Origin of the sequence: Erysipelothrix sp. HDW6B, assembly GCF_011301115.1 — a bacterium.
In the GTDB taxonomy this organism is placed as follows: domain Bacteria; phylum Bacillota_I; class Bacilli_A; order Erysipelotrichales; family Erysipelotrichaceae; genus Erysipelothrix; species Erysipelothrix anatis.
This window is the reverse complement of the sequence record NZ_CP049860.1, coordinates 2,148,773-2,173,357: the sequence shown is the minus strand read 5'-3', so window position 1 is coordinate 2,173,357 and position 24,585 is coordinate 2,148,773. Positions and strand designations below refer to the sequence as shown.

20 protein-coding genes and 2 other annotated features are annotated in these 24,585 nt (G+C 39.6%); of the genes, 15 read left to right on the top strand and 5 right to left on the bottom strand.

Annotated elements, in window-relative coordinates; all coding sequences use genetic code 11:
• Positions 1-43 precede the first annotated feature (43 nt).
• From G7061_RS10435 to G7061_RS10405, 7 genes are all read left to right on the top strand, one after another.
• Positions 44-1,399, top strand: coding sequence for a carbohydrate ABC transporter permease (locus G7061_RS10435; protein ID WP_166121153.1), 1,356 nt, complete (start codon positions 44-46; stop codon positions 1,397-1,399).
• Positions 1,396-2,250: a sugar ABC transporter permease gene (locus G7061_RS10430; RefSeq protein ID WP_201288199.1), complete on the top strand. Its 855-nt coding sequence runs from the start codon at positions 1,396-1,398 to the stop codon at positions 2,248-2,250. The genes G7061_RS10435 and G7061_RS10430 overlap by 4 nt, the downstream gene beginning before the upstream one ends.
• Positions 2,250-3,734 carry an alpha-amylase family glycosyl hydrolase gene (locus tag G7061_RS10425; protein ID WP_166121149.1) on the top strand — a complete coding sequence of 495 codons (1,485 nt, stop codon included), beginning with the start codon at positions 2,250-2,252 and terminating at the stop codon, positions 3,732-3,734. The genes G7061_RS10430 and G7061_RS10425 overlap by 1 nt, the downstream gene beginning before the upstream one ends.
• Before the next feature lie 94 nt (positions 3,735-3,828).
• Positions 3,829-4,818 (top strand): LacI family DNA-binding transcriptional regulator, encoded by a 990-nt coding sequence (locus G7061_RS10420; protein WP_159637659.1) that lies wholly within the window; start codon positions 3,829-3,831, stop codon positions 4,816-4,818.
• Positions 4,819-4,878: 60 nt separating this feature from the next.
• On the top strand, positions 4,879-7,119 hold the full coding sequence (glgP, locus tag G7061_RS10415; RefSeq protein ID WP_166121146.1) for a glycogen/starch/alpha-glucan family phosphorylase: 2,241 nt from the start codon (positions 4,879-4,881) through the stop codon (positions 7,117-7,119).
• A gap of 1 nt (position 7,120) precedes the next feature.
• Positions 7,121-8,554, top strand: coding sequence for a 4-alpha-glucanotransferase (gene malQ / locus G7061_RS10410; protein WP_166121143.1), 1,434 nt, complete (start codon positions 7,121-7,123; stop codon positions 8,552-8,554).
• Between the two features lie 90 nt (positions 8,555-8,644).
• Positions 8,645-9,628, top strand: coding sequence for a linear amide C-N hydrolase (locus G7061_RS10405; protein WP_166121140.1), 984 nt, complete (start codon positions 8,645-8,647; stop codon positions 9,626-9,628).
• A gap of 151 nt (positions 9,629-9,779) precedes the next feature.
• Here G7061_RS10405 and G7061_RS10400 read toward each other — a convergent pair whose 3' ends face one another.
• The 3 genes from G7061_RS10400 to G7061_RS10390 all read right to left on the bottom strand — a co-directional run bounded on the left by G7061_RS10400 (position 9,780) and on the right by G7061_RS10390 (position 13,097).
• On the bottom strand, positions 9,780-10,514 hold the full coding sequence (locus tag G7061_RS10400; RefSeq protein WP_159637611.1) for an amino acid ABC transporter ATP-binding protein: 735 nt from the start codon (positions 10,512-10,514) through the stop codon (positions 9,780-9,782).
• Positions 10,507-12,003 carry an ABC transporter substrate-binding protein/permease gene (locus tag G7061_RS10920; protein WP_166082442.1) on the bottom strand — a complete coding sequence of 499 codons (1,497 nt, stop codon included), beginning with the start codon at positions 12,001-12,003 and terminating at the stop codon, positions 10,507-10,509. The genes G7061_RS10400 and G7061_RS10920 overlap by 8 nt, the downstream gene beginning before the upstream one ends.
• 43 nt (positions 12,004-12,046) lie before the next feature.
• Positions 12,047-12,253: a binding site (T-box leader), on the bottom strand.
• A 38-nt stretch (positions 12,254-12,291) separates the two neighbouring features.
• Positions 12,292-12,500: a binding site (T-box leader), on the bottom strand.
• Between the two features lie 45 nt (positions 12,501-12,545).
• Positions 12,546-13,097 carry a GNAT family N-acetyltransferase gene (locus tag G7061_RS10390; RefSeq protein ID WP_166121137.1) on the bottom strand — a complete coding sequence of 184 codons (552 nt, stop codon included), beginning with the start codon at positions 13,095-13,097 and terminating at the stop codon, positions 12,546-12,548.
• A gap of 91 nt (positions 13,098-13,188) precedes the next feature.
• Here G7061_RS10390 and G7061_RS10385 point away from each other — a divergent pair, with 91 nt between their 5' ends.
• The 8 genes from G7061_RS10385 (at position 13,189) to G7061_RS10350 (ending at position 22,108) form a co-directional block, all read left to right on the top strand.
• Positions 13,189-13,830 (top strand): response regulator transcription factor, encoded by a 642-nt coding sequence (locus G7061_RS10385; RefSeq protein ID WP_166121133.1) that lies wholly within the window; start codon positions 13,189-13,191, stop codon positions 13,828-13,830.
• Positions 13,827-14,789 (top strand): sensor histidine kinase KdpD, encoded by a 963-nt coding sequence (locus tag G7061_RS10380; protein ID WP_166121130.1) that lies wholly within the window; start codon positions 13,827-13,829, stop codon positions 14,787-14,789. The genes G7061_RS10385 and G7061_RS10380 overlap by 4 nt, the downstream gene beginning before the upstream one ends.
• Before the next feature lie 48 nt (positions 14,790-14,837).
• Positions 14,838-15,518, top strand: coding sequence for an ABC transporter ATP-binding protein (locus tag G7061_RS10375; protein ID WP_166121127.1), 681 nt, complete (start codon positions 14,838-14,840; stop codon positions 15,516-15,518).
• Positions 15,515-18,043, top strand: a complete 2,529-nt coding sequence (locus tag G7061_RS10370) for an ABC transporter permease (protein ID WP_166121124.1) — start codon at positions 15,515-15,517, stop codon at positions 18,041-18,043. The genes G7061_RS10375 and G7061_RS10370 overlap by 4 nt, the downstream gene beginning before the upstream one ends.
• A gap of 63 nt (positions 18,044-18,106) precedes the next feature.
• Positions 18,107-19,477 carry a multicopper oxidase family protein gene (locus G7061_RS10365; RefSeq protein WP_166121120.1) on the top strand — a complete coding sequence of 457 codons (1,371 nt, stop codon included), beginning with the start codon at positions 18,107-18,109 and terminating at the stop codon, positions 19,475-19,477.
• Positions 19,478-19,603: 126 nt separating this feature from the next.
• A complete protein-coding gene (locus G7061_RS10360; protein WP_166121117.1) occupies positions 19,604-20,566 on the top strand; it encodes an ATP-binding cassette domain-containing protein in 963 nt (320 codons plus the stop codon).
• Entirely contained in the window at positions 20,563-21,342 is a 780-nt protein-coding gene (locus G7061_RS10355) for an ABC transporter permease (protein WP_159646653.1), read from the top strand. The genes G7061_RS10360 and G7061_RS10355 overlap by 4 nt, the downstream gene beginning before the upstream one ends.
• Position 21,343: 1 nt before the next feature.
• On the top strand, positions 21,344-22,108 hold the full coding sequence (locus G7061_RS10350) for an ABC transporter permease (RefSeq protein ID WP_159646652.1): 765 nt from the start codon (positions 21,344-21,346) through the stop codon (positions 22,106-22,108).
• Between the two features lie 17 nt (positions 22,109-22,125).
• Here the strand turns inward: G7061_RS10350 and G7061_RS10345 are convergent, their stop codons facing one another.
• A complete protein-coding gene (locus G7061_RS10345; protein WP_166121114.1) occupies positions 22,126-23,049 on the bottom strand; it encodes a GNAT family N-acetyltransferase in 924 nt (307 codons plus the stop codon).
• 28 nt (positions 23,050-23,077) lie between these two features.
• Positions 23,078-24,493, bottom strand: coding sequence for an aminotransferase class I/II-fold pyridoxal phosphate-dependent enzyme (locus G7061_RS10340; protein WP_166121111.1), 1,416 nt, complete (start codon positions 24,491-24,493; stop codon positions 23,078-23,080).
• Positions 24,494-24,585 lie beyond the last annotated feature (92 nt).

Below are 24,585 nucleotides of genomic sequence, written 5' to 3'. Positions count from 1 at the left end.
AATTAGGGGCGTAAGCCCCTTTATTTATTAAGGAGAACGTGAAATGGAGAAACTAACTCTACCGTTTAAAAGGTATATCAACGGATTTGTTAAGGGTGATACAGCCACACGATGCGCATACTTTATCATGGGTTCGGGGGCCTTCTTAAGAAAGCAATTTATAAAAGGATACCTGTATCTATCCGCACAAATTCTATTTGTGTTGTATATGCTACGATTTGGTGTAAACCAGCTCGCAGGGCTCGTGACATTAGGAACTAATGTCCAAGGAAAAGTCTTTGACGAAGCATTGGGGATTTATATTTATACTGAGGGTGATAACTCGATGCTTATGCTTCTATTTGGAGTATTTTGTATCTTTATCATTTTAGGATTTTTACTGATTTACTTTATTAGTGTTAAAGGGGCAATTAACAATCAAAAAATGATTGAAGAAGGGCACCCTTTACCAACATTCAAAGAAGAACTTAAAACACTTCTTAACGAACGCTTCCACATTACAATTTTAGCGCTACCAACAATTTTGACCTTTGCATTCACAATTGCACCGCTAATTTTTATGATTTTAATTGCATTTACCAACTTTGATAAAAATCACCAACCTCCAGGTAATATCTTCGGCTGGGTTGGAATCAAAAACTTTACAGATATGCTCTATAATAATAAAATCATTTCTGGAACATTCTTTGCATTATTGAAATGGACCTTTATTTGGGCAATCTTTGCAACATTCTTGAACTATATCTTTGGAATGTTGTTAGCGATGCTTATCAACGCCAAAGGCATTAAAATTAAGAAATTCTGGCGAACAATTTTTATTATCTCGATTGCGATTCCGCAATTTGTAAGTTTAATGATAATGAGTCAACTATTACACGATCTTGGCCCTGTTAATGTCTTGCTACAAAACTGGGGTATCATCAACGAACCGATTCGTTTCTTAACGAACGGTACACTGGCCAAGATAACAGTTATTGTTGTTAACTTATGGGTTGGGGTTCCTTATACAATGTTAATCACATCTGGAATCCTTATGAACATTCCACAAGATATGTACGAAAGTGCACGAATTGATGGTGCCGGACCGGTCCGCCAATTCTTTAGCATTACGTTACCGTACATGTTAAGTGTTACGACACCTTATCTTATTACACAGTTCATTGGTAACCTCAATAACTTTAACTTAATTTATCTATTAACAGGTGGTGGTCCATTATCCTTGAATTACTACCAAGCTGGTGAAACTGACCTCTTAGTAACGTGGCTCTATAAGCTAACGCTTACAGACAAAAACTACGCACTTGCATCAACGGTCGGTATTATTATCTTCATTATCAGTGCAGTATTATCATTAGTAGTCTTTAGAAGGGTTACATCGAAGGAGAGTGATTTCCAATGATCCGAGGTATTAAAGCAAAACGCCGTGCAACAAGTGCAGCAGGCCATACTGTCCTAACAATCCTAAGTTTTATCTGGTTACTACCAGTAGCATGGGTTGTCATGACATCGTTCCGTGGAGAAGGCGGAGCATTTACAAGTTACATTATTCCTAAAACATGGACACTCGATAACTATACACGTCTGTTTACAGATACGACCTTATTTAACTTTCCACGTTGGTTTATGAACACGTTGATTGTTGCTATCTTTACATGTGCGATTTCGACTGTTATTACACTTGCAACATCGTATGCATTTTCACGATTACGCTTCAAATTGCGTAAACCCATGATGAATGTGGTATTAGTTATTGGGATGTTCCCTGGCTTTATGGCAATGATTGCAATTTATTATCTAATTAAAGCAATTGGGTTGGACCAATCACTAGCGGCACTTGTACTTGTTTATTCAGGTGGAGCAGCGATGGGTTACTATATCTCCAAAGGATTCTTTGATACGATTCCAAAGGCCATCGATGAATCAGCGATTATTGATGGTGCGACTCGTAACGATATTTTCTGGAAAATTACGTTACCACTTTCAAAACCAATTATTGTCTATACTGTATTAACATCATTCTTAGCACCATGGGTTGATTTTATCTTTGTAAGTTTTATCATGCGTGATAACTACAATAACTATACAGTCGCTCTAGGACTCTTCGAGATGTTGAAACGTGAGAACATCTATCAATACTTTACCCGCTTCTGTGCGGCAGCGGTACTGATTGCGATTCCGATTACAATTCTCTTTATCTTTATGCAAAAATACTATGTAACAGGTGTTACCGGAGGCTCTGTTAAAGGATAATGAAAAAATTGAGTTTACTTCTAATCTTAGTCTTAATGATTTCAGGATGTGCATCGTCACAAACATCGTATGTCCATCCTGAAGTACCTTCAGTCTATTACGAAATATTTGTTGCATCGTATTATGACAGTAATGGTGACGGTATGGGTGATCTTGATGGTGTTCGTGAGAAACTTCCATATATCCAAGAAACATTGGGGATTTCAAATGTATGGTTTATGCCTGTGATGCCATCACCGTCATATCATAAGTATGATGTCACCGATTATAAGGCAATTGATCCTCAGTATGGGGATTTGGAATCAATGAAAAACTTATTAACCGCAATGGAATCTCGAAGCATGACCTTGATTCTCGATTTGGTACTCAATCATACATCTATTGAGCATCCATGGTTTACCCAGGCAGTTGCTGCGAAACAGACCAACACATGTGATTCAAACAAATATTGTGAATACTACAATTTCAGTGATACGTGGCAAACGGGATATCGTGAATATGCACCGGGTATTTGGTATGAATCGGTGTTCTCTGAACATATGCCAGATTTAAATTTGGATAGTTTAGAAGTGCGTCGTGAAATCTCGGATATCGTTACATATTGGCTCGACATGGGTGTTAAAGGCTTTCGTCTTGATGCAACCAGTCATTATTATGCTGATGATGTAGCGCGTAACAATGAATTTTTAGATTGGCTCAATACTGAAGTAAAAACACATACAAAAGATGCATATATCGTTGCGGAAGCATGGATTCCGAATGCGATTGTAACGGATATGTATGCATCAAATATTGACTCTTTCTTTAATTTTGGTCTCAGCCAAGCCAACGGTATGATTGCAAAGAGCGTGAAAAAAGGTGACGGTCAATCACTTGCACAGTTTGTTGCAGAATATAATCAAGCAATTAAAGTTAATAATGAAAATGCTTTAGATGCACCCTTTTTATCGAATCATGATCAGGGTCGATCCGCAACATACTTTAATGATGTAGATCAACAGAAGATGGCTGCGTCATTATACTTGATGATGCCAGGAAATCCGTTTGTTTACTACGGCGAAGAGATTGGGATGAAGGGAAGCGGTGTTGATGAAAACAAACGCTTGCCTATGGTCTGGTCTCAAAAAGAAACAACGGGTCAAACGAAAGCACCACAAAATGCGGACTATACAGTACCTTTTGATTCGTCAGTTGCGGATCAAGAAAAGGATAAAGCATCGTTACTTAATCATTATGCACACGCAATTAAAATCCGGAATAAGTATCCGCAGCTGGTTACGAGCTCACCCACTGCAGTGACATCCAGTGCAGCATTATACGTCATGAGACATGACGATATTACTGTTATTCATAATTTATCGCAGGAATTACAAACGCTGCCAGGCTCGTATTCCATTCTAGATACCATTCAAGGATCTGCAAAAGCATCGTCAGATGGATTGCAAATCGAAGGCATGAGTAGTATTATCGTTAGAGACAAATAAAACAAAAGATATGTGATACTTGCTGAAAAAAGCGTGATTTTCCACGTATTTACAGTCAGGATGCTATAATTAATCAGTGTAAGGGAGGCAACACATGGCCAGTATAAATGATGTCGCTAAAAAAGCAGGCGTAGGGGTTTCAACTGTTTCTAAGGTTTTAAACAACTACAATAATATTAGTGATGCAACACGTGCAAAAGTACTTGCAGCAGTTGAAGAACTCAACTATGTGCCAAACTCCATTGCATCTGCATTATCATCCAAGCAAGGCAAAAGGGTGGCGTTGGTCATTTTTATCAACAACCACCGCCAAGCAATTGATGAAATTAATATGCAGTATCTCTTTGGGGCGATGAATCATTCCAAAGAACTTAAAATTGAAGTAATACCTGTCTTCTCTAATCTTCTTGAAGGAAAGAATGCGAAAGAAATTCTTCAGCATTTTAATTCACTTCGAGTGAGTGCAGTTATCTACTATGGATTATCGAAAGAAGCTGTCTCGTACAAAGAATTGATAGATATGGATGTGTTCCCAAGTGTTGTGGTTGATGCACCAATCATTGGTCCACGAACTAGTTATGTCATGGTTGATCATGAAACGGCCCAATACGATATTGCCGTCAAAATGATCAAACGTCATAAAGCGAAACGTATTTTATATTTGGCTGGACGTCGTGATGGCTATGTCACAGACTTAAGAATGCAAGGTGTTGTGAATGCTTGCGATGAGTTGGGTGTCACCATGAATGCGCAATATGCAAATTTTAGTGAGAAACGGGCACGTGAATTAGTGAAACAACACGCACTAAAATCAGATCTTGTGATCTGTGCTTCAGACCTTACAGCCATTGGGGCTGTACATGGACTGAAGGAGATCGAAGAATTCCGCCCAGTTTGTGGATTTGACGGGATTACACTATTAGGGTATATTAACTATAAAATTGATACGGTACGTCAAGATTTCTACCAGGTATCGGTAAATGCGATGAATGCAGTGAGCCGCTTACTCCAAGGAAACCCATCTGAGGAAATCTTAATGGACTATGAACTGACTACGATATCATACGATGATGTCATCATGTAATAACTAGGGCGAAAGCCCTAATTATTAACATCTTTTAGAAAACGTTTTCGGAGGAAACCCATGATAAAACAAGAATTAGAACATATTTTAGATACGGATATGCGTACTGTATCGGTCGATAAATTATACGAAGCTGTGCTTGAAATTGCACAAAATCGAATTGCTAAAGTACCAGCTGTGACAGGCGAACGCAGCGTCTACTACATGTCGGCAGAGTTTCTAATTGGAAAACTATTATCCAATAATTTAATGAATTTAGGCATCTATGATGAAGTTCGCGATGTGTTAGCTGCGAATGGTCGCGATATTTCTGAAGTTGAAGATTATGAACCAGAACCATCACTAGGAAATGGTGGATTAGGACGACTTGCAGCGTGCTTTATGGATTCAATCGCAACATTAGGACTGAATGGCCAAGGGCTCGGTTTAGTCTACCACTACGGTCTGTTCCGCCAAGTGTTCCGGAATCGACTTCAAGCTGAAGAAAAAGATACGTGGTTGGACAAACCAGGTTGGTTACGTAAGACTGATTTTACAGTGCCCGTACAAATTGGCGATGTCGCAGTGACGGGTCGTATGTATGAAATTGACGTACTCGGATATAACGGTGAAAAAGCACCGCTTCGTTTATTCGATCTTGAGTCAATTGATGATTCAATCATTACAGAAGGAATTCGTTTTGATGAGCGTGCTGTGGACAAGAACCTCACATTATTCTTATATCCAGATGACTCAACCGAAGAAGGGTTACGTCTTCGCTTTGCACAACAGTATTTTATGGTTTCTGGGGGACTTGCGTGGATCTTAGAAGAACACAAAGACCATCTTGACCGTTTGGATTCTTATGCAACCATTCAAATTAACGATACACACCCATCGATGGTCATCGTGTTACTTTTAAAAGCCTTGTTGGCAGATGGTATAGCATTTAATCGTGCCGTTGAAATTATTTCAAACACCTGTGCGTACACCAACCATACAATTTTGGCAGAAGCACTTGAAAAATGGCCACTCGCATACTTTGAAGCAGTTGATGCAAGTTTAGTACCATTATTACATCAACTTCAAGATCTTGCGGCAGCACGAAGCAATGATGCTCGTACTGCGGTTATTGATCACGAAGGACGTGTACATATGGCGTCACTTGCAATCCATTTCAGTAAATCAACCAATGGTGTTGCAGCCTTACATACAGAAATCTTAAAAAACAGTGAACTCAAACCGTTCTATGATATGTATCCTGACCGATTTAATAATAAGACTAATGGAATTACATTCCGTCGTTGGCTCCAACATACCAACCGACCGCTAACTGAATTTATCGAAACACGTATTGGTGACGGATTTAAGCAGGATGCTATGGAATTATTGAAGTTAGAGCGTTTTGTGGATGATGAAGCAAGCCTTCAAGAATTACTAACAATCAAACATACGAAGAAAGAAGACCTTGCTGCATATATTGAAAAGACGGAAGGCATTAGTGTTAATGCGGATGCTATTTTCGATATTCAAATTAAACGTCTTCATGAATACAAACGCCAACAAATGAATTTACTCTATGCAATTCACATGTACCATGAAATTAAAGCGGGATATGTTCCAACACGGCCACTTACAATGTTCTTTGGTTCGAAAGCAGCACCTGCCTATACGATCGCTAAGGACATTATTCACGCTTTACTCACGCTATCCAAAGTGATTGCGGATGACGAACTCGTAAGCCAATACTTACAAATTGTCTTTGTGGAAAACTACAACGTATCGAAGGCCGAAATGTTGATTCCTGCATGTGATATCTCTGAGCAAATTTCGCTCGCATCTAAAGAAGCAAGTGGAACAGGAAACATGAAATTTATGCTGAATGGCGCTTTAACACTGGGAACTATGGATGGCGCTAACGTTGAAATCAGCGAACTTGTAGGTGATGAAAATATTTATATCTTTGGTGAATCCAGTGATACGATTATCGAACACTATGCGAAAGCTGATTATGTATCAAGAGATTATTATGAAAAGAGCCCTCAAATTAAACAGGCCGTTGATTTTATCAATGGACCGTTAATGCTTGCAAGTGGAACAAAAGAAAATCTTGATCGCTTGCATCATGAACTAATTAGCAAAGACTGGTTCATGACTTTGATTGACCTTGAAGCATACATTGCAACTAAAAACACAATGATTGCGGACTATGAAGACCGCATGACCTGGGCTAAGAAGACATTAATTAATATTGCTCGCGCAGGTTTCTTCTCAAGCGACCGTACGATTGCGGAATACAATCGTGATATTTGGAAGGTATAGTATGACACAGACAAGACGCGCTGGTGTCCTGATGCCGGTGTCCAGTTTTGAAGGGACACTTGGCATCGGTGACTTTGGATCAAGTGCTTATACTTGGATTCAAAATCTCGCAAAAACAAACGCAACTATTTGGCAAATCTTGCCACTAAACCCTGTCGGATATGGAAACAGTCCATACCAAACGTATTCATCGTTTGCAGGCGATGAAATTTATATATCGATCGAGAAGCTATATGCAACCTTGCAACTCGAGTTTGACCAAGAACCTGTTTTTGGCAAGCGCGTCAATTTTGGAGCTGTTCGTACTTTGAAAACAGCATACCTTCGTAATGCATTCCAACATTTTAAGAAAGATGCGTCTTATGATGCCTTTCTTGAAGTAGCGGTAACGTGGCTTGATGAGTATGTGACATTTATTGCTCTTAAAAAATTGAACGATAATGCGTCATGGACAGAATGGAAAGTCATGAAAGTTTCAGAGTCCGAGCTCGAATACGAACGTTTTGTTCAATATGTATTCTACATGCAGTGGATGGACCTTAAAAAGTATGCGAATGACTTAGGTATTCGCGTCGTTGGTGATATTCCGATTTACTTAGGTCATGACTCTGCTGAGGTATATCATCATCGCGATCAGTTTTTATTGAACCGTGATGGCACACCAGCTTGGGTTGCGGGTGTTCCGCCTGACTATTTCAGTACTGAAGGTCAGTTGTGGGGAAATCCTATTTATGATTGGAAAGCTATGGCACATAATGACTATGCGCTTTGGGCAGATCGTTTACGATGGAATCAAGAAATGTTTGATGTGATTAGGATTGATCACTTCCGTGCTTTTGATACCTATTGGATCATACCGGGGGAAAGTGAAACCGCACGCATTGGCGAATGGAAAATAGGCCCACGCAATCATTTCTTCGATGCTATGTACCGTCAAATTGAAAATTTGGAACTTGTAGTCGAGGATTTGGGTGATTTACGACCGGAAGTTCTTGAACTTCGTGATGACTACGATCTCATGGGTATGAAGATAATTCAATTCAATCTCAATCCGCATGAGCTTGAAGCCAACGCCCTTGTTGATTCGAATATTCTTGTTTACACAGGAACGCATGATAATCAAACTATGGCAGGTTGGACGGATGAACTCACCATCAAAAAATATAAAGAAATTACCAAAAACCTTAAGGATCTTGGCCACGATTACCCATCGTTATGGCAACAAGTCGCATCGTATACACTCTCACTAAATGCGAACTGGGCGATCCTGCCGATTCAAGATCTTATGGGACTTGATAATGAAGCACGAATCAATGAACCGGGAACAATTGGGTCTCCTAACTGGGAATGGAAACTCGATTTAAATACCGATCTCACTGATGCCTTTCAATTTCTAGCAACGCTTGTCACAGCGTTTGACAGAGTTGTTGATTAAAAACATACAATCTCCTTAAAAGACCTACACCTGTAGGTCTTTATTATTCCCCGCATAAACTATATAATATAAAAAAAGGGGGCTTTATTTATGTGTACAAGTGTTTCATTAAAGAGTCGTGATGATTTGCATTTACTTGCACGAACCATGGACTTCTCATATGATCTCTCACCAGAAATGACGATAATTCAGCGTGATTATCCACTGAAATTTGGTTTGCTTGATCAACCATTAACCAATCATTTCGCATTCTTAGGTTTATCTAAAAATATTGGTGATCATATTATGGCAGACGGATTGAATGAGTATGGACTTGCAGCTGCAGTACTATATTTTGAAGGATATGCTCATTACAATGATCGAAAAGAGGGTGCACTCAACCTTATGTCCCATGAAATTGTAAACTGGATTCTTGCATCGTATACTTCGATTGAAGAAGTGGTAGAAGCTTTTGGTCGCATTAATATTACCAATGATGCCAATCCTATGTTAGGGATTGCATCGCCATTGCACTGGGTGTTTACCGATGCAACAGGACGCAGCATCATCGTAGAACCGTTAAAAGACGGACTTAAAATCCATGAAAACAAACTGGGTGTTATGGCTAACAGTCCGGATTACGACTGGCATAAAACCAATATTCGTAACTATATAGGAGTTAATCCAAAACAAGTAGAACCTGTTGAACTCTTTGAAGAAACCTTTAAGCCATTTGGGCAGGGATCGGGTACCTTTGGTTTACCTGGTGATTACAGTCCACCTTCACGATTCATTCGTACGCTTTTTGCGAAATTAACACGCGTGCCAAACTATGGCGAGGAAGATCTAGTCAACAGCGCATATCATATTCTAAGCGGTGTTGATATTATGAAAGGATCCGTTGTGACACAACGTAACTCCTTGGACTACACGCAATACACTACATGTATGATGACAAATACGCGTACGTATTACTTTAAGATGTACAACAACTCACAAATCGTTCGTGTAAATCTTAACGACTTCACGCTGGATGGGCAAGATGCCTTAAGTCATCCTGTACCAACCCAACAAGTATTTGGTTCAATAAAATAATAAAGAGAAAGGCCGTAGGGCCTTTTTTGTATGTCTATTTACTTTAAACATGCCCACTTTGCCAATACCATCTTGTGGTATGACATATGCAGATCATCTGTTCTACTTATAGTTAAAAAAAGCAACACATGTCGATGTGTTGCTTGCTTCATTATAAAACTTTACTGAGGAATTCTTGAGTACGAGGACTTGTTGGATTATCGAAAATTTGAGAAGGTGTTCCAGCTTCTTCAATAATACCGCCGTCCATGAACAATACGGTATCACTGATGTGTTTCGCAAAGTTCATTTCGTGTGTTACGATCACAATAGTCATTCCCGAGTCTGCTAATTGATTGATAACATCCAAAACATCTTTTACCATTTCAGGGTCTAATGCACTGGTTGGTTCATCAAAGAGCATAACATCAGGATTCATTGCCAAGGCGCGCACAATCGCTAACCGTTGTTTCTGACCCCCTGATAGTTTCGTTGGGAAAGTATCAGCCTTGTCAGCCAATCCAACGCGCTCTAGGAGTTCTAATGCTTGTGCTTTAGCATCTGCCTTAGAAATACCTTTCTCAAGTGTAGGAGCTAATGTGATGTTCTCAAGTACCGTTAAATTGGGAAAGACGTTGAAGTGTTGGAAGACCATTCCAATTTCTTGGCGAATCTTGTCCAGTGATTTCCCTTTAGCACTTAAGACTTGTTCTTTAAATTCAATCGTTCCATCTGTCGGAACTTCGAGAAGATTCAAGCATCTTAGGAATGTCGATTTACCCGATCCTGAAGGCCCGATAATTGAAATAACTTGACCTTTGTTGATGGTGAAGTCGATGCCTTTGAGGACTTCGAGACTACCATAGTTCTTTTTAAGATTTTTAATTTTGATGAGTTCGTTAGTCATGGTTTGTTTGTCCTTTCTTTTCAAAGTATTGAACAACTTTTGAAAGTGAGAATGTCAGAATAAAGTAGATAACCCCAACAATCATTAATGCTTCAAGTTTCATGTGTGTTGCAGCTGAAACAATGGATTGTGATGTCATTAAACTGTTAATAAAGAAGATAGATGCTAATGATGTTTCTTTAATCATTGTGATAAATTCGTTTCCAAGTGCCGGTAAGATATTTTTAACGGCTTGTGGCATAATAACTTTAATCATCATGTTGCGATCAGAAAGACCCAAGCTCTTCGCAGCTTCAAATTGTCCTTTGTCGACAGCTTGGATTCCAGCACGGAAGATTTCTGCAACATAGGCACTGGAGTTGAAGATTAAGGCAAAGATGACCCACATTTGATCACTAATACCATTCGGGAAGAACTGTGCCCCTCCAAATACAAATAAGTAGAGTTGTAAGAGAATTGGTGTTCCACGTACCAGTTCAATATATGCAGTCGCAAACCATTGTAATGGTTTAAACTTCGACATTTTAGCGAGAGCAAGTACTGCTCCACCAATTGTTCCGAAGAAGACAACGATTAGTGATAACCAAATTGTTCCCAATGTTCCTTGCCAGAAGACATTTCCATAGGCTCCTAACAATGTAAAGACATTTGGTTTAGCGGCACCAAGTTCTCCAACCTGTGCAGATAATGCTTTCGCATCACTTAACCATTGTGTATAAAGACCAGCGTCTTTAACTGCGATAATGCTTGTATTGACTGCTTCAAGTAATTCTGGTTCACCCAATGGCATGATAACCATTGTGCCGATGGCATCGCTAACTGCAAAGAGTGTATCACTAAGTTTAAGTTCTGGATTGTTGGCAAGGAAACCTTCACCTGATTTACAGCTTACCGCAACAGCGTCTGTCTTACCAGCTTTTAGTTCTAATGCACCGTCTTCTAGAGCTGTAACGAATCGAACGTTAGCCCCTGGGAGTTGTTGCTCCGTATATTGTTGTTGGACTGAACCGTTTTGAACGGTAACTGTCGCATTATTGAAATCATCAAGTGATGTGAATGTATTGTCAGAACGAACGAGGAATCCTTGGCAAAGGGATTCGGAGTTATCGTAAGGTTCGCTGAACTGAATAACTTTAGCACGGTCATCTGTATACGTAAAACCGGATAATCCGATATCAAATTTACGTTCTTTGACAGCCGTCGGGATGTCATCAAAATTCATCGCTTTAACGGTTAACTTAACCCCTAAGTCATCCGCAATTTGTTGGGCAAGATCGATGTCAGCACCAACGTATTGATCTTGACCTAATTTTGAAGGATCAATAAACTCGAATGGTGCATAGTCAGGGGAAGTTCCAACAATGAGTTCTCCACGTTGTTGAATTTCCTCAAGCATATTTTGAGGTGGTGCGGTCTCAGTTGATGTTGTATTTGCACCACACGCTGTGAGGACTAACACCATGATGAGACTTAATAATAGTTTCTTCATATTCTTTCTCTCCTTATAATAAAAAAACTCTAGACAAGATTTGTCTAGAGACGAAGTTATCGCGGTACCACTCTAATTGCTAAATATCATTTAGCCACTCTTTTTGGTAACGCAGTATCTGCGGGTTTTGCTACTTCAGTTCACATAACCATCTTCCAAGTGCGGTTCATTATTGTTGAGTCACTAAGCTTCCACCATCCTTAGTTCGCTATCACATCCCAATAATTACTCTCTTGTTCTTTGATGTTATTGATGATCTAGAAATAAAAAAATCTCTAGATATTTGTATCTAGAGACGTCATTAACGCGGTGCCACTCTAATTGCTTATCATGTATGATAAACCACTTTCCTATAACGCTAGGTTGGCGATTAGACCTACTAAGTTCAATCTAATATCTCCCAAGTGCGGTTCGACTTATTGTTTCCTATCAGGCTTCCACCAACCCTGACTCGCTTGAGGCATTCTTAAGTTTACTCTCTTGTTCAACGATTTAAGAGTAATATACTAGGTTTCACTTGGATTGTCAAACTTTATTATTATTTATTTTGATGTGGTTTTTGAGATGACAGATCGAACCATCTCTAAACGAACCTCTTTGTCAGCAATATCTTCGTCAGAATAATGTGTTAGGTCAATGCCAATCACACGGTAGTGATGCTGCAAGTAAAAGTTAATTGCTGGGACATTACACGTCTGTGTTTCTAATACTACTTCGCGACATCCACGTGTTTGTGCAAATTCATACGCGGTGTTCATAAGCAGTGTTCCGACACCTTTTCCACGTGCGTGTTCGACTACCAAAATTTCGGATAACCGTACTCGTTGATGCCAAGTTTCCACACCAACTTCGAGATACCCAACAATCTGTTCATTGTCATCTATTGCCGCAAATACATGGGCATCTTCAAGATGATCTGGAAACAACGCACCTGTAAAGGATTTGTTTATTGGGTTCGTAAACTGTTTTTTAACCAAGCGCACACTAAATAGTTCTTGTGGGTCCACGAGAACATCATAATAAGCATCTGTAGTGTAGTTAAACTGTAAGACGACTCCTTGATATGCTTGCCGGTCTAAGGTAATTATTTTCATAGGGATGCCCCACTTTCTATCTGTACACTAATCATACCAAAAGTGACGATTTATTCACACGTATTTAAGTGTCCTCAGTTATAATGAAGGTATGAAAATATTTCTATTAGAAGATGACGCAGGCATTGTATATGGATTGCGCAAGTATTTTAAAAATAACAACTGGGATCTAACAGTTGCTTTTAGTGTTCAAGAGGGAGAACGGTTATTAAACAATACTTTTGATATCATCATTTTAGATGTTGGTTTACCGGATGGGAATGGGCTTGATTTTGCACGTTATGTTCGAAGTCAGTTTGAAACGCCCATCATTTTCCTCACAGCTATGGATGATGAAATTACCATCTTAGAAGGATTCAGTATTGGGGCTGATGACTATATTACAAAACCCTTTCGCTTAGCGGAATTAGATAGTCGTATTCGCGCGATTGCGAAGCGCTCTTTGGCACTGCGGATTCATGACGGTGATATAACCATTCATTTAAGTAACGCAACAGTGTACTATCAAGAGACGCTCATCATGCTCAGCGTTCAAGAATATCGATTACTTGTGATGTTTGTAGAACATAAAGGAGAAATTGTAAGTCGGGAACGGTTAAATCAGATGTTATGGCAAGGATCGCAATATATAACGGACAATGCGCTTACAGTTACAATTAAACGGCTTCGTGAAAAGCTTGCGAATATACGGGTTATCGAATCCGTTCATGGAAAAGGATACCGCTACTTATGAAACAACTTCGAAATCGTGATGTCAAAAAGTTTTTAATCCAAGTTAGCAGTGGATTTTTTGTTGCAGTTGTTATTGAACACTTATTACCGTTTGCGGGGCTTATTTTTTTTGCTGTATTTTCGACAATCTGTTTCTATCAGTTTGTACGCCAACGAAACCAAGCAATAGAAGGTGTAGTCGCATACCTACGAACATTAAATAGCGGAGATTACCATCACGATATTCAGGCATATGAAGAAGGGGAATTGTCTACATTGCATGCCGAGTTGAATAAAACGATGATTGCGATGAAAGGGACAGCATATCAACTACAACTACAAAAACAAGGCTTGAAAAAAGCAATGGAAGATATTTCGCATCAGCTAAAGACGCCGCTAACTGCTTTATCGATAATGGTGGAGGTCGAAACATTGGAACCAGAACTTTCTGAGACTATGTCCCTACAACTACGTCGTATGGAAAATCTTGTTTTGTCTTTAAATAAAATCGTTCAATTAGAGACTCATATGATTGTATTCAAGCTTGAACGCATTTCGCTCAATAATTTGATGACACAATTACTTACGGCAATAGAACCACAGCTTTATGAAGCTGAACTAACCGTTAATAATTTACTCCATGACATGATAATTCAGTGTGATTATAATCAAACATATGAGGCATTGTCGAATGTTTTAGTAAATAAAATAAGATATGCAAAAACTATGATTACGATCCAAACCCGCAAGAGTGGTAGGGCAACTGAGGTTGTCATCAAAGATGATGGTGTTGAAATTTCACCGCGCGATCGTGAACGGATTTTTGAAAGATTTTACAGTGGGATGAATAAAGCACCAGATAGTGTTGGTATCGGTCTGTCTATGGCTCGAGAAATTATGCACCAGCAACACGGAGCGCTTTATGTCGAAGCTGATAATTCCTTTGTTTTTCGTTTTTTAAGTGTGACGGAAGTGTCATAACTGTAGGTACTTGTTTGACTTAGAATTGGGGTGCGAGGAGGATGTACAATGGAAATACTAAAAATTGAGAATCTAAGAAAAGTATACAAGACCCCTGACTATCACGTTGATGCGCTCCAATCAATATCGCTTAGCGTTCAAAAAGGAGAGTTTATAGCTATAACTGGACCAAGTGGTAGTGGAAAGTCAACATTACTTCATATTTTAGGAGGTGTGGACCAACAAACAAGCGGTACGGTTGCCATTGATGAGTTGCAAATGGATACCTTGGACGACACCAAATTGACACTTTTCCGTAGACGTCATATTGGTTTAATCTACCAATTTTACAATCTTATTCCTATGTTGTCTGTGGAAGAGAATATTCAATTGCCTATTTTACTGGATGAAGGAATAGTGGATACGAACTATTACAATGAGCTTGTTACGATGCTGCAACTTGAAAATCGGCTTAATCATTTGCCCAATCAATTATCAGGGGGTCAGCAACAACGGGTTGCGATAGCACGGGCCTTGATGAACAAACCCTCACTGCTGCTAGCGGATGAACCGACAGGAAATCTTGATCAGGAAAATTCGCGCAGTATTATGACCATGTTACGGTATGCAAATGAAACCTATAATCAAACAATCATTTTAGTCACCCACGATATCGATATTGCACGAATGGCTGATCGTACAATTCATATCGAAGATGGGCAGATCGTATATGATGGTACTAATCAATGAGCATTCTTAACAAACTTATGAAACGACAGTTGGGTCACGATTCGTTCACAGCCGTCATGACTATTTTGAGTGTCGTACTTTCGGTCGCATTGCTGACAATGGTTGGACTGATCACCCAGACAATTTATGATGCTCAGATGCATAATCAGCTGAGTTACACCGAAAAATGGAATGCTCAATTAAACGGAACGGATTTACCCATTACCATAAGTCAAATGGAAGCATCAATTGATACTGTATCTTATAGTAGGCCACTCTTAATCAAACATGGTAACAATATTATTCGGGGCGTAATGAGTGATGCTAATTTTGATTCAATGCGATCTGATAGTGATGTAAAATACAATGGCAATCGGAACTTTATATCGGGTCGTGCTCCACTTAATGAAACGGAAGTCGCTTTTGGTTCTTATTTTGCTGACTCTATGACCCTTGGAGATACGGTTGTTGCAGTGTTGGATAATGGAGAACCAATTGACATGAGTCCGCTGACAGTTGTTGGTTTCTTTGAGAATGATGCGGGTACTGGTTATGGATACTACAGTCAGTTATCCAATCCAATGTATGCAACACAAGCAGATATTATCTTTAAACCGGGTACCCAAAGAATTGATAAATTGGTTGAAACTGCAATCGCAACAAATGGAGATAACATTCTTGTAACTTACAACCAAAGCTACAATCGCGAACTTGGAATGATGCGTGGTGTTGCGCCAGAAAAAATGCTTGCAATCGGTATTGCTGCGGTTGTGATGACTGTCTTCGGCCTTGCATCGTTCACGATGGTCCAAAATGCATTCTTTGCCACTATGAGTCGTCGGCAAAAGGATTTTGGTTTACTTCGAAGTATCGGTGCGAGTAAGAAGCAGATTCATGCAATGATGCGAAAAGAAAGTTATGTGCTTGCCGCTCTAGGAATCATCTTTGGAATTGGTGTAGGAATCTTAATGACGCGAAGTATTCAGCTGATTTATAACAATGCATCCACGCTCACAACGACTCTTAATATGGAAAGTTATGCTCCCTTTCATCTCAGGTTAACATGGCAGTTAATTGGAATCTTAATGCTTGTCGGGTTCATTTCAGTCATGATACCGATTGAATTTATGATTACTAAAATGTATCGGATGACAGCATTGGAAACAATAAAAGAATCGACGCGTTATAAACGCAAAGGGCAATTACCGCTTTGGGCCCGATTGAGCCGCAAAGAACCCATTCGTCTAGCTGGAAAATCAATGCAACGTGACGGGTATAAGTATCGAGGAATTCGAGTCGCAATTGTGATTGTAGTGATGCTTACGGTTTTTGTTGTCTCATTATTTCAAACGGTATTGAGACATGCAGTTCCCCAACCGGATGCTTATAATCTGTTTTTTAGATTGGATAATGGCGGTGAGGTACCAGCTCTCGATACGCTTGCGCAACAAGAGCCGTTTGTTCAAGAAATCGCCAAAGTCTTGCATAACAGCGATCATACCAATCAGGTAGTGATTACACGAACATTTCCAATCAATATATCAGAACTGATGATGGGGGACATCGATTACTCAAAATCCATCTATAATGCAGATTTAAGTGAATCTTATACAGTCGCAAAACAAATGAATTCGACGAAGATGATAGTTCTAGATGATTCGTTATTTGCGTCGGTATTCCAGAAGACTTCGTCAAACGAACCGATGCTTGTGATTGATAATTATTATGAAGGATATCTGGAAAAAGGATCTGAGTACGTTCAATATGCGGGTCCGATTTTGGATTTTGAAGGCATTGAAACGGTGACATTGACAAACAGTGATCATCAAAATGTTAATGTTAAAATTCATCAAGTTATAAATGAGGATAATACAAATTTAGATATACTTAGAATAGGACATGGACAAATGGCCAGCCCTATCATTTTGATAAACATGACAACATTCAATGAGATTAATAAAGTGCTTTCAGGTCCCTCAGCGTATGAAGAGAACTATAAACCGTTCTCCGAAACGATATTTAACATATCCAGTAGCGATGCGATGGCAACCGAGGAATTATTAACGAAACATTTTCCGGGACTTCATATTGATAATAATCAAACGAGGTATGAGTCTCGTGTGATTGTGCTTGCAACAGTGGATAATATCACAAAATTAATTACAGGAATGATTGGATTTATCGTTTTTGCTAATTTAATTAGTATGTCAATGATTCTGTATCGTGAACGTCGCAGTGAATTTGCAATGATGCGATCAATGGGCATGACGCAAACACAACTAAGTAAGACAGTAATGGTAGAAAGCGCAATCGTAACAGTGCGCCCCATGATGATCGGATTAGTGCTCGGTGTGCTTGGGTATTCTGCAATGATCTACATTATGAATAAGGATCTACCTGCAGTGGATCAGATGCCATTTTATCTCGATATTCGAAGTATTGTGTTACTCGCAATTGCAATTGTAGTGATATGCATAATTAATGCTAAAGTAGCCTTGCGCACTCTTGAACGACATAGTATTATCGAAAATTTGAAACGACTTTAGTCGTTTCTTTTTTATGTCATACTTTTGCCCTATTTGATGTGTATGCTTATGAGGAGGTGGATAATGAAAAAACTAACAATATTACTTCTGCTCTTAGTTTTGCTAGTGGGTTGCACCCAAAGCCAAGAAACGGAGCCTTTAGAAGCACCAAAACAAGTCGTTCAAACAAAGGATCATGATCCGTATCGGATTGAATATGATGCAGTCTCTGATACAGATACAACGCATGACATAAAGGTGATTGAAACAACGCAAACATTCAATTCTCAAACTTTAAACCGTTATATGTATACCGATCAAGACAACACGGCATATCCGGCAGGGTATCCAATCGTTGTAAAAAAAGATACAGAACTAACCTTGAATGTTGAGAATCAAACGCAAACGGATACGAATATTCACTGGCACGGTTTATCCTTACCCAATGATCAAGACGGTCCTGCGTTACTGATAAACCCTCAACAGACCTTTCAATATAAGTTCACGCCTGACTATCAAGGGACCTACTGGTACCATTCACATAATCGTCCGGTTCGAGACCAAGTTGATTTTGGGATGTATGGGCCGTTGGTTATTTTAGAACCAGAAGATGCAAAATATACGATAGATCAAATCCTAGTGATTGATGACTGGGCTGTAAATCAAGTCAGCGGTCATATGCAAATTGAAGGTGATACGGATACAGTTAATGGAAAAACAGGGTCTGAAATTAAGCCAATTTCTTTTAACAATTCGGATTTAGTGAAGTTACGATTTATTCAGGCAGCAACAGCGAAGAGTACAGTTATTACCTTTCCATTTGAGGTCAATGTAACGCATACCGATGGGATGCCACTTGAAGCCCCTTTTAAAACAACCGAATTAGAAATTGCACCAGGAGAGCGCTATGATGTTGAATTAACCCATCAAGGAAATACAAATGAGACATTTGCAATCACCAATGATCGTAATCAAGGATTTAAGATTCCTTTGATTTATGAGGCGAAAGAGGAAGGAAATCCTCAAACAACTACAAATCAACAACCATCGCTTTACCAAATCGCGGAAACTGCAATTCCACAACAACCCAATGTATCAATACGAATGGGTTCAACCATGAGTCGTGGTATGGGTCATGAGTGGACATTAAATGATGAAGTTTTCCCCAATACGGAATCGTTCAATCTACAAAAAGATACTGTCTACCGTATACGTTTTACCAATGAAAATCGTATGAACAATCATCCGATGCATATCCATGGGGCTCATTTTAAAATTTTAAGTGTGAATGGCGAAGCCGTTGAAAAAACAGTGTGGAAAGATACTGTTGACGTACCAGCTGGGAGCTCTATAGATATTGCCATCCAATTTAAAAACCCTGGCGAGTGGATGCTTCATTGCCATATTTTAGATCACGAAGATGGTGGTATGATGACGAGTATTATTGTGGAATAAAAAGTACACGAGTGTGTTATGAAAATATAGAAACAACCTTAAATATGTGGTATGATACTTCCACTATGGGTCCGCTTCTCGGTGTGTAATGACCCTTAATTTTGATTTAGAAATTAAGGAGGCATTATGATACAAATAGAGCATATTTCTAAAACATATAAAGTACCCATCCGTGAGGGTGGTATCAAAGAAGCAATCCGTGCCCTTTACAATCGTCAATACCAAATCATTAAGGCTTTAGACGATATTAGCTATACCATTCCCAAGGGTCAAATTGTTGGTTACATCGGTCCAAATGGAGCGGGGAAAAGTACGACGATTAAAATTATGACAGGCATTTTACAACCCGATACTGGATCATGCACCATCAACGGTCGTGATCCTTTTCGTTCGCGAAAAGAGCATGCCAAACAAATTGGGGTTGTCTTTGGCCAACGGACACAGTTATGGTGGGATATTCCCGTTATTGATTCATTTGAACTACTCAAAGATATCTACGAGATTTCCGATGAAGATTACCAGCACCGATTGTCGGAACTTTCGACACTCTTAGATCTCAATCCGTTATTAAAGATACCCACTCGACAATTGAGCTTAGGGCAGCGAATGCGGTGTGATATTGCTGCTGCATTAATCCACAATCCGAAGGTGCTGTTTTTGGATGAACCAACGATTGGGTTGGATGCACCTTCAAAAATAGCAGTTCGCCGATTTATTAAATCAATCAATAAACGCTTTGAAACAACAATCGTTTTAACAACTCACGACATGCAAGATATTGAATCGTTGGTAGACCGAATTATATTAATAGGCAAGGGACGTATTTTATTTGATGGTACTATGCGCATGCTTAAAAATCAGTATGAACTCGAAAAGCAGATCAAGATTCGTTTCAACGGCAGGCTTATTGAGCATTCGAGCTATGTTATCGAGTTGCAAGACGACCAAACTGCAACGCTTCGTGTTGTCGGTGCCGTCAGTGATGCGGTCCGTGTTTTAAGTGGTACCGTTGATATCGTGGATATGGAAATTGTGAGCACATCTTTAGATGATATTATCGTCAAGGCCTACGAGGCATATCAAATATGAAACTGTATCTATCGTTTTTTAAAATACGTTTTAAAGCGGGTCTTCAATACCGTGCTGCAGCCCTTTCGGGAATGATAACCCAATTTGCATGGGGCTTTATGCTTATTGTCATGTTAGGGGTCTTTAACGGTAGTACGATGGCACCCGCCGATTTATCAACGTACGTGTGGCTTAATCAAGCGTTACTTGCCTTAACTGCGATTTGGGCACTGGATAGTAGTGTATTCGAAACGATTGAAAATGGTGATGTCGCTTATGAAGCAGTGAAACCGGTGAATCTTTACACACTGTGGTTTGTTCGCAATGTGGCCCATCGGCTATCGCGTTGTGCATTACGGTTTGCGCCAATTCTTCTGATTGCATTGTGGTTACCAGCACCCTTTACATTACGGTTGCCATCAACACCTACCCACTTCTTAGGATTTCTCCTCTCACTTGCACTTACAGTCACAATTGAAGTTGCGATAACAATGTGGATGTATGTCTTTGTTATGCATACGAAGTCATCATTGGGTATCCGAACATTCTTTGTAGCTTTGTTTGAAATGTTTTCTGGAAGCAGTATTCCCTATGCTTTCTTTCCGATTGCATTTCAAAACATCCTCAAATTAACCTTCTTTTACGGTTTGCAAACAGCTACATTTAATCTTTATCTTGGTCTTGCAGAACCACTTTCAACTCTGAGCATACAATTCTTTTGGGCCTGTGTCCTAATTGGTACGGGGTATGTTGCAATGCAGTACAAACTCAAGTCATTCGAAATTGTGGGAGGATAATATGAAACTGTATTTTAAAATCGTTGCAATGCATGTTAAGTCACAATTACAACATCGAACCGCATTTCTTGCGCTATCTTTAGGACAGGCTTTATTAACATTTAGTGGTATTTTTGCAGTTATAATTTTAGCGTCCAATGTTACGACAGTTGAGGGGTTCAGCACACCAGAAATTTTGCTTGCGGGCGCAGTTGTAACTTTATCATTCGCAATTGCAGAATGCGTCTTTCGTGGGTTTGATACCTTTCCAAGGTTGTTGAGCAACGGTCAATTTGATCGTATCCTCGTCCGGCCTCAAAATGTGCTGCTTCAGGTCTTAGGGAGCACAATGGAATTAAGTCGGTTCGGAAGAATTGTAGTTGCGAGTATCATTCTTGTGGTGGTCTCACAAACTGTAGTGCTATACCATATTTGGTTACTGGTAATCATGGTTGTGTCTGGGATCGTTCTTTTTGGTTCTTTATTTATAATTTATGGATCCTGTAGTTTCTTTACGACTGATTCCTTAGAAGTGTTCAATATTTTAACGGATGGTGGTCGTGAGTTTGGCCAAATGCCGTATGGTTTGTATGGAAAGAATATCCTAAAAGTATTAACCTTCATACTCCCTTTGGCATGTTTTCAATATTATCCGTTGTTGGTAGTACTTGGACGTGATGTTCCAACATACTTTCAATGGACGCCGCTTGCGTGCTTTCTCTTCGTGATTCCTGCATTGGTGATGTGGCGATGGGGACGTAATCATTATCGATCAACGGGATCATAAAAAAGACTGGTGTCACATTACTGTGATTGCCAGTCTTTTAATAGATATCCAAAGTAGTGAATGTCATACCAAATATCGTCGTAGCGGAATGCTTCCCGTTTGGTTCCTTCATGCTTGAAGCCTAGTTTCTCATAAACATGACGGGCTCTCGGGTTGAAGTCAAAGACATCCAACTCGATACGGTGCAGTCCTAAAGTTCCGAATGCATAGCCTAATAGAAGTTGAATTGCTTCGCTTCCATAACCAAAGTTTGCATGTGCTGGATCCATAAGAATCCGAAGATTGCAAATATTCAGGATTTCATCCCATTCGTTCAAGACGATTTCCCCAACGACAATGTCATTTGCGACAATAGCTAAGTCGAGGCGGTCGGTTGCACTTGGTAGTGATTGATACCATGTTGTATAACGTTGAAGATCTGCTTCGGTGGGTGCTTTTTGAGCATCCTTAGATGTAAAAGCACTTCCGGTTAAAAAGGTCACTTCGGGAATGTTGATGATTTCAATCATTCGTGGAATGTCTTCAGTCTCAAAACGACGAAGTTGAATATTTTTGCCGATCAGTGTTGGTTTATGTTCGAAAATCGTTTCGGTTGTTTCGCCATCCATCCGTTTTGATAACGTTAAGATATCGTCAATTGATTGAGCACTTAAATCCATGGTGAGAATTGTTTGAAAGGTTGCCAATTCATTTGCACTCAATACATTAAATTCTGTTGGGTATGTTGGTGAAGTTTCCGGTGTTTCAAGATAATGCTGCTTGAGAACGAGATAATGATACATCAAATTGGGTTCGATATGAGCGCCTTGTTCGATGCGTGTATCGAGTAAATCTTTAATTGTCTTTTGGTGAATTTCTCCGAAAGGAAAAACGTGTTTGAAGTAATCTTGAGCATCTTGCTCTTGTTGCTGTTTGGTTCGAAAAAGTTTTTGTAAGTCCATAAGGCCACCTCTACCTTAAGTATACAAATTATGCACTATGGGCTGCAACATATTCTTGTGCATATGTATTTAAACGATTGAGTGTGCTTATAATATCGTGTTCGGAAGTAGCTGGATTGGTGCTACACATACGAACGACAGTCTTTGATTTTAATTCTGTTGTGAATACGCCCGCAAATCCTGAATCTACAATGGACTTCGCGATGCTTGCATTTAGGGCATCGTTTTCTTCTTTTGAATAGTTGGGGTGATTGTAACGGAAATTGATAATTGCGAAATGTGCATGAGATACAATTTCCCAGTTTTCCATCGTGCTCAGTGTGAGTTCTCCTAACTCTGCTAATGTTTGACCATAATCGACACGGCGGCTAAATTCGTCCGTACCAAGAACTTGCAGTGTGAGCCATAATTTTAGCGCACGTGCGGGCCGAGTTAGTTCAATTCCTAAAGAAGAAAAGTCGACTGAACCACCATCAATATCTTGCAGATATTCCGGCGTTGCACTAAAACTATTGAGAAGGTCTTGTTTGTCCTTAACGATAATCATGGCACAGCTGTAAGTTTGGAACAGTAATTTGTGAGCATCCCAGCTTACGCTGTCTGCACGCTCGATGCCTGCTAAATGATGACGTTGGGTTGTCGATAACAAGAACGATGCGCCATAGGCACCATCCACATGGAGCCAAATACCATATAATGCTGCGATGTCGGCAATGCCATGAAGGGGGTCGACTGTTCCTGTATTGGTTGTTCCTGCGCTCGCAATAATTGTTGTTGGGACAAGGCCATTCGAGAGATCTTGTTCGATCATTGTTTGAAGTTGATGGACGTCCATTTGGAAAGCATTGTTGGTTGGAACAAAACGCAATTGCTTGCGGGTGTACCCGATAATATACAATGCTTTTTCAACAGAGTGGTGTGTTTGGTCGGATAAATATACCACACCAAGATGACGGTTATCTTCGGATAATATTTTGTCACGTGCTGCAATAACACCTGTTAAGTTAGCCATGGAACCACCTGAGACAAAGACACCACCAGCTTTTCCGGTGAAGCCAATTTGTTGAGCTAGCCATTGGATGACGTTTTCTTCGATAGTACTTGCGGAAGAACTGTTAATCCAGTTACTTGCATGTACATTAAACGCTTGAGTCATGACATCACCTAACCATGACAACTTTGATGCAGGTCCGGGGATAAACCCAAATGCGCGGGTATGGTCTTGTTTTAGGATATGTGGATAAACGTCTGTGAGTAGTTCTTGGACAACCGCATCAACGCTTCGCCCTTCCTTGCTAAAGGTTTGGTTTGCGAAGTATGCAATGGTTTCGTCCGGAGCAACACTGCGAGCTGGGGCATCGGTTGTATCATTAAAATAGGCGTTGATAAACGCAAGTGCGGCTTCATAGACCGCTTGATCTTCTGATAGATTTAAATTTTTCATGGGGAACTCCTTTACAATGCTTTCGATTAAATATACCATGTCAGTATACATAAGAAAAATTAAACTAATTAATGTGACCTATAAATAATATT

Coding starts and splice junctions, on each gene's coding strand:
- G7061_RS10405 (WP_166121140.1), top strand. CDS start 8,645: ATGTGTACAAGTGTTTCATTAAAGAGTCGTGATGATTTGCATTTACTT.
- G7061_RS10385 (WP_166121133.1), top strand. CDS start 13,189: ATGAAAATATTTCTATTAGAAGATGACGCAGGCATTGTATATGGATTG.
- G7061_RS10365 (WP_166121120.1), top strand. CDS start 18,107: ATGAAAAAACTAACAATATTACTTCTGCTCTTAGTTTTGCTAGTGGGT.
- G7061_RS10370 (WP_166121124.1), top strand. CDS start 15,515: ATGAGCATTCTTAACAAACTTATGAAACGACAGTTGGGTCACGATTCG.
- G7061_RS10430 (WP_201288199.1), top strand. CDS start 1,396: ATGATCCGAGGTATTAAAGCAAAACGCCGTGCAACAAGTGCAGCAGGC.
- G7061_RS10390 (WP_166121137.1), bottom strand. CDS start 13,097: ATGAAAATAATTACCTTAGACCGGCAAGCATATCAAGGAGTCGTCTTA.
- malQ (WP_166121143.1), top strand. CDS start 7,121: ATGACACAGACAAGACGCGCTGGTGTCCTGATGCCGGTGTCCAGTTTT.
- G7061_RS10360 (WP_166121117.1), top strand. CDS start 19,604: ATGATACAAATAGAGCATATTTCTAAAACATATAAAGTACCCATCCGT.
- G7061_RS10400 (WP_159637611.1), bottom strand. CDS start 10,514: ATGACTAACGAACTCATCAAAATTAAAAATCTTAAAAAGAACTATGGT.
- G7061_RS10435 (WP_166121153.1), top strand. CDS start 44: ATGGAGAAACTAACTCTACCGTTTAAAAGGTATATCAACGGATTTGTT.
- G7061_RS10340 (WP_166121111.1), bottom strand. CDS start 24,493: ATGAAAAATTTAAATCTATCAGAAGATCAAGCGGTCTATGAAGCCGCA.
- G7061_RS10420 (WP_159637659.1), top strand. CDS start 3,829: ATGGCCAGTATAAATGATGTCGCTAAAAAAGCAGGCGTAGGGGTTTCA.
- G7061_RS10350 (WP_159646652.1), top strand. CDS start 21,344: ATGAAACTGTATTTTAAAATCGTTGCAATGCATGTTAAGTCACAATTA.
- G7061_RS10425 (WP_166121149.1), top strand. CDS start 2,250: ATGAAAAAATTGAGTTTACTTCTAATCTTAGTCTTAATGATTTCAGGA.
- G7061_RS10380 (WP_166121130.1), top strand. CDS start 13,827: ATGAAACAACTTCGAAATCGTGATGTCAAAAAGTTTTTAATCCAAGTT.
- G7061_RS10375 (WP_166121127.1), top strand. CDS start 14,838: ATGGAAATACTAAAAATTGAGAATCTAAGAAAAGTATACAAGACCCCT.
- G7061_RS10920 (WP_166082442.1), bottom strand. CDS start 12,003: ATGAAGAAACTATTATTAAGTCTCATCATGGTGTTAGTCCTCACAGCG.
- glgP (WP_166121146.1), top strand. CDS start 4,879: ATGATAAAACAAGAATTAGAACATATTTTAGATACGGATATGCGTACT.
- G7061_RS10355 (WP_159646653.1), top strand. CDS start 20,563: ATGAAACTGTATCTATCGTTTTTTAAAATACGTTTTAAAGCGGGTCTT.
- G7061_RS10345 (WP_166121114.1), bottom strand. CDS start 23,049: ATGGACTTACAAAAACTTTTTCGAACCAAACAGCAACAAGAGCAAGAT.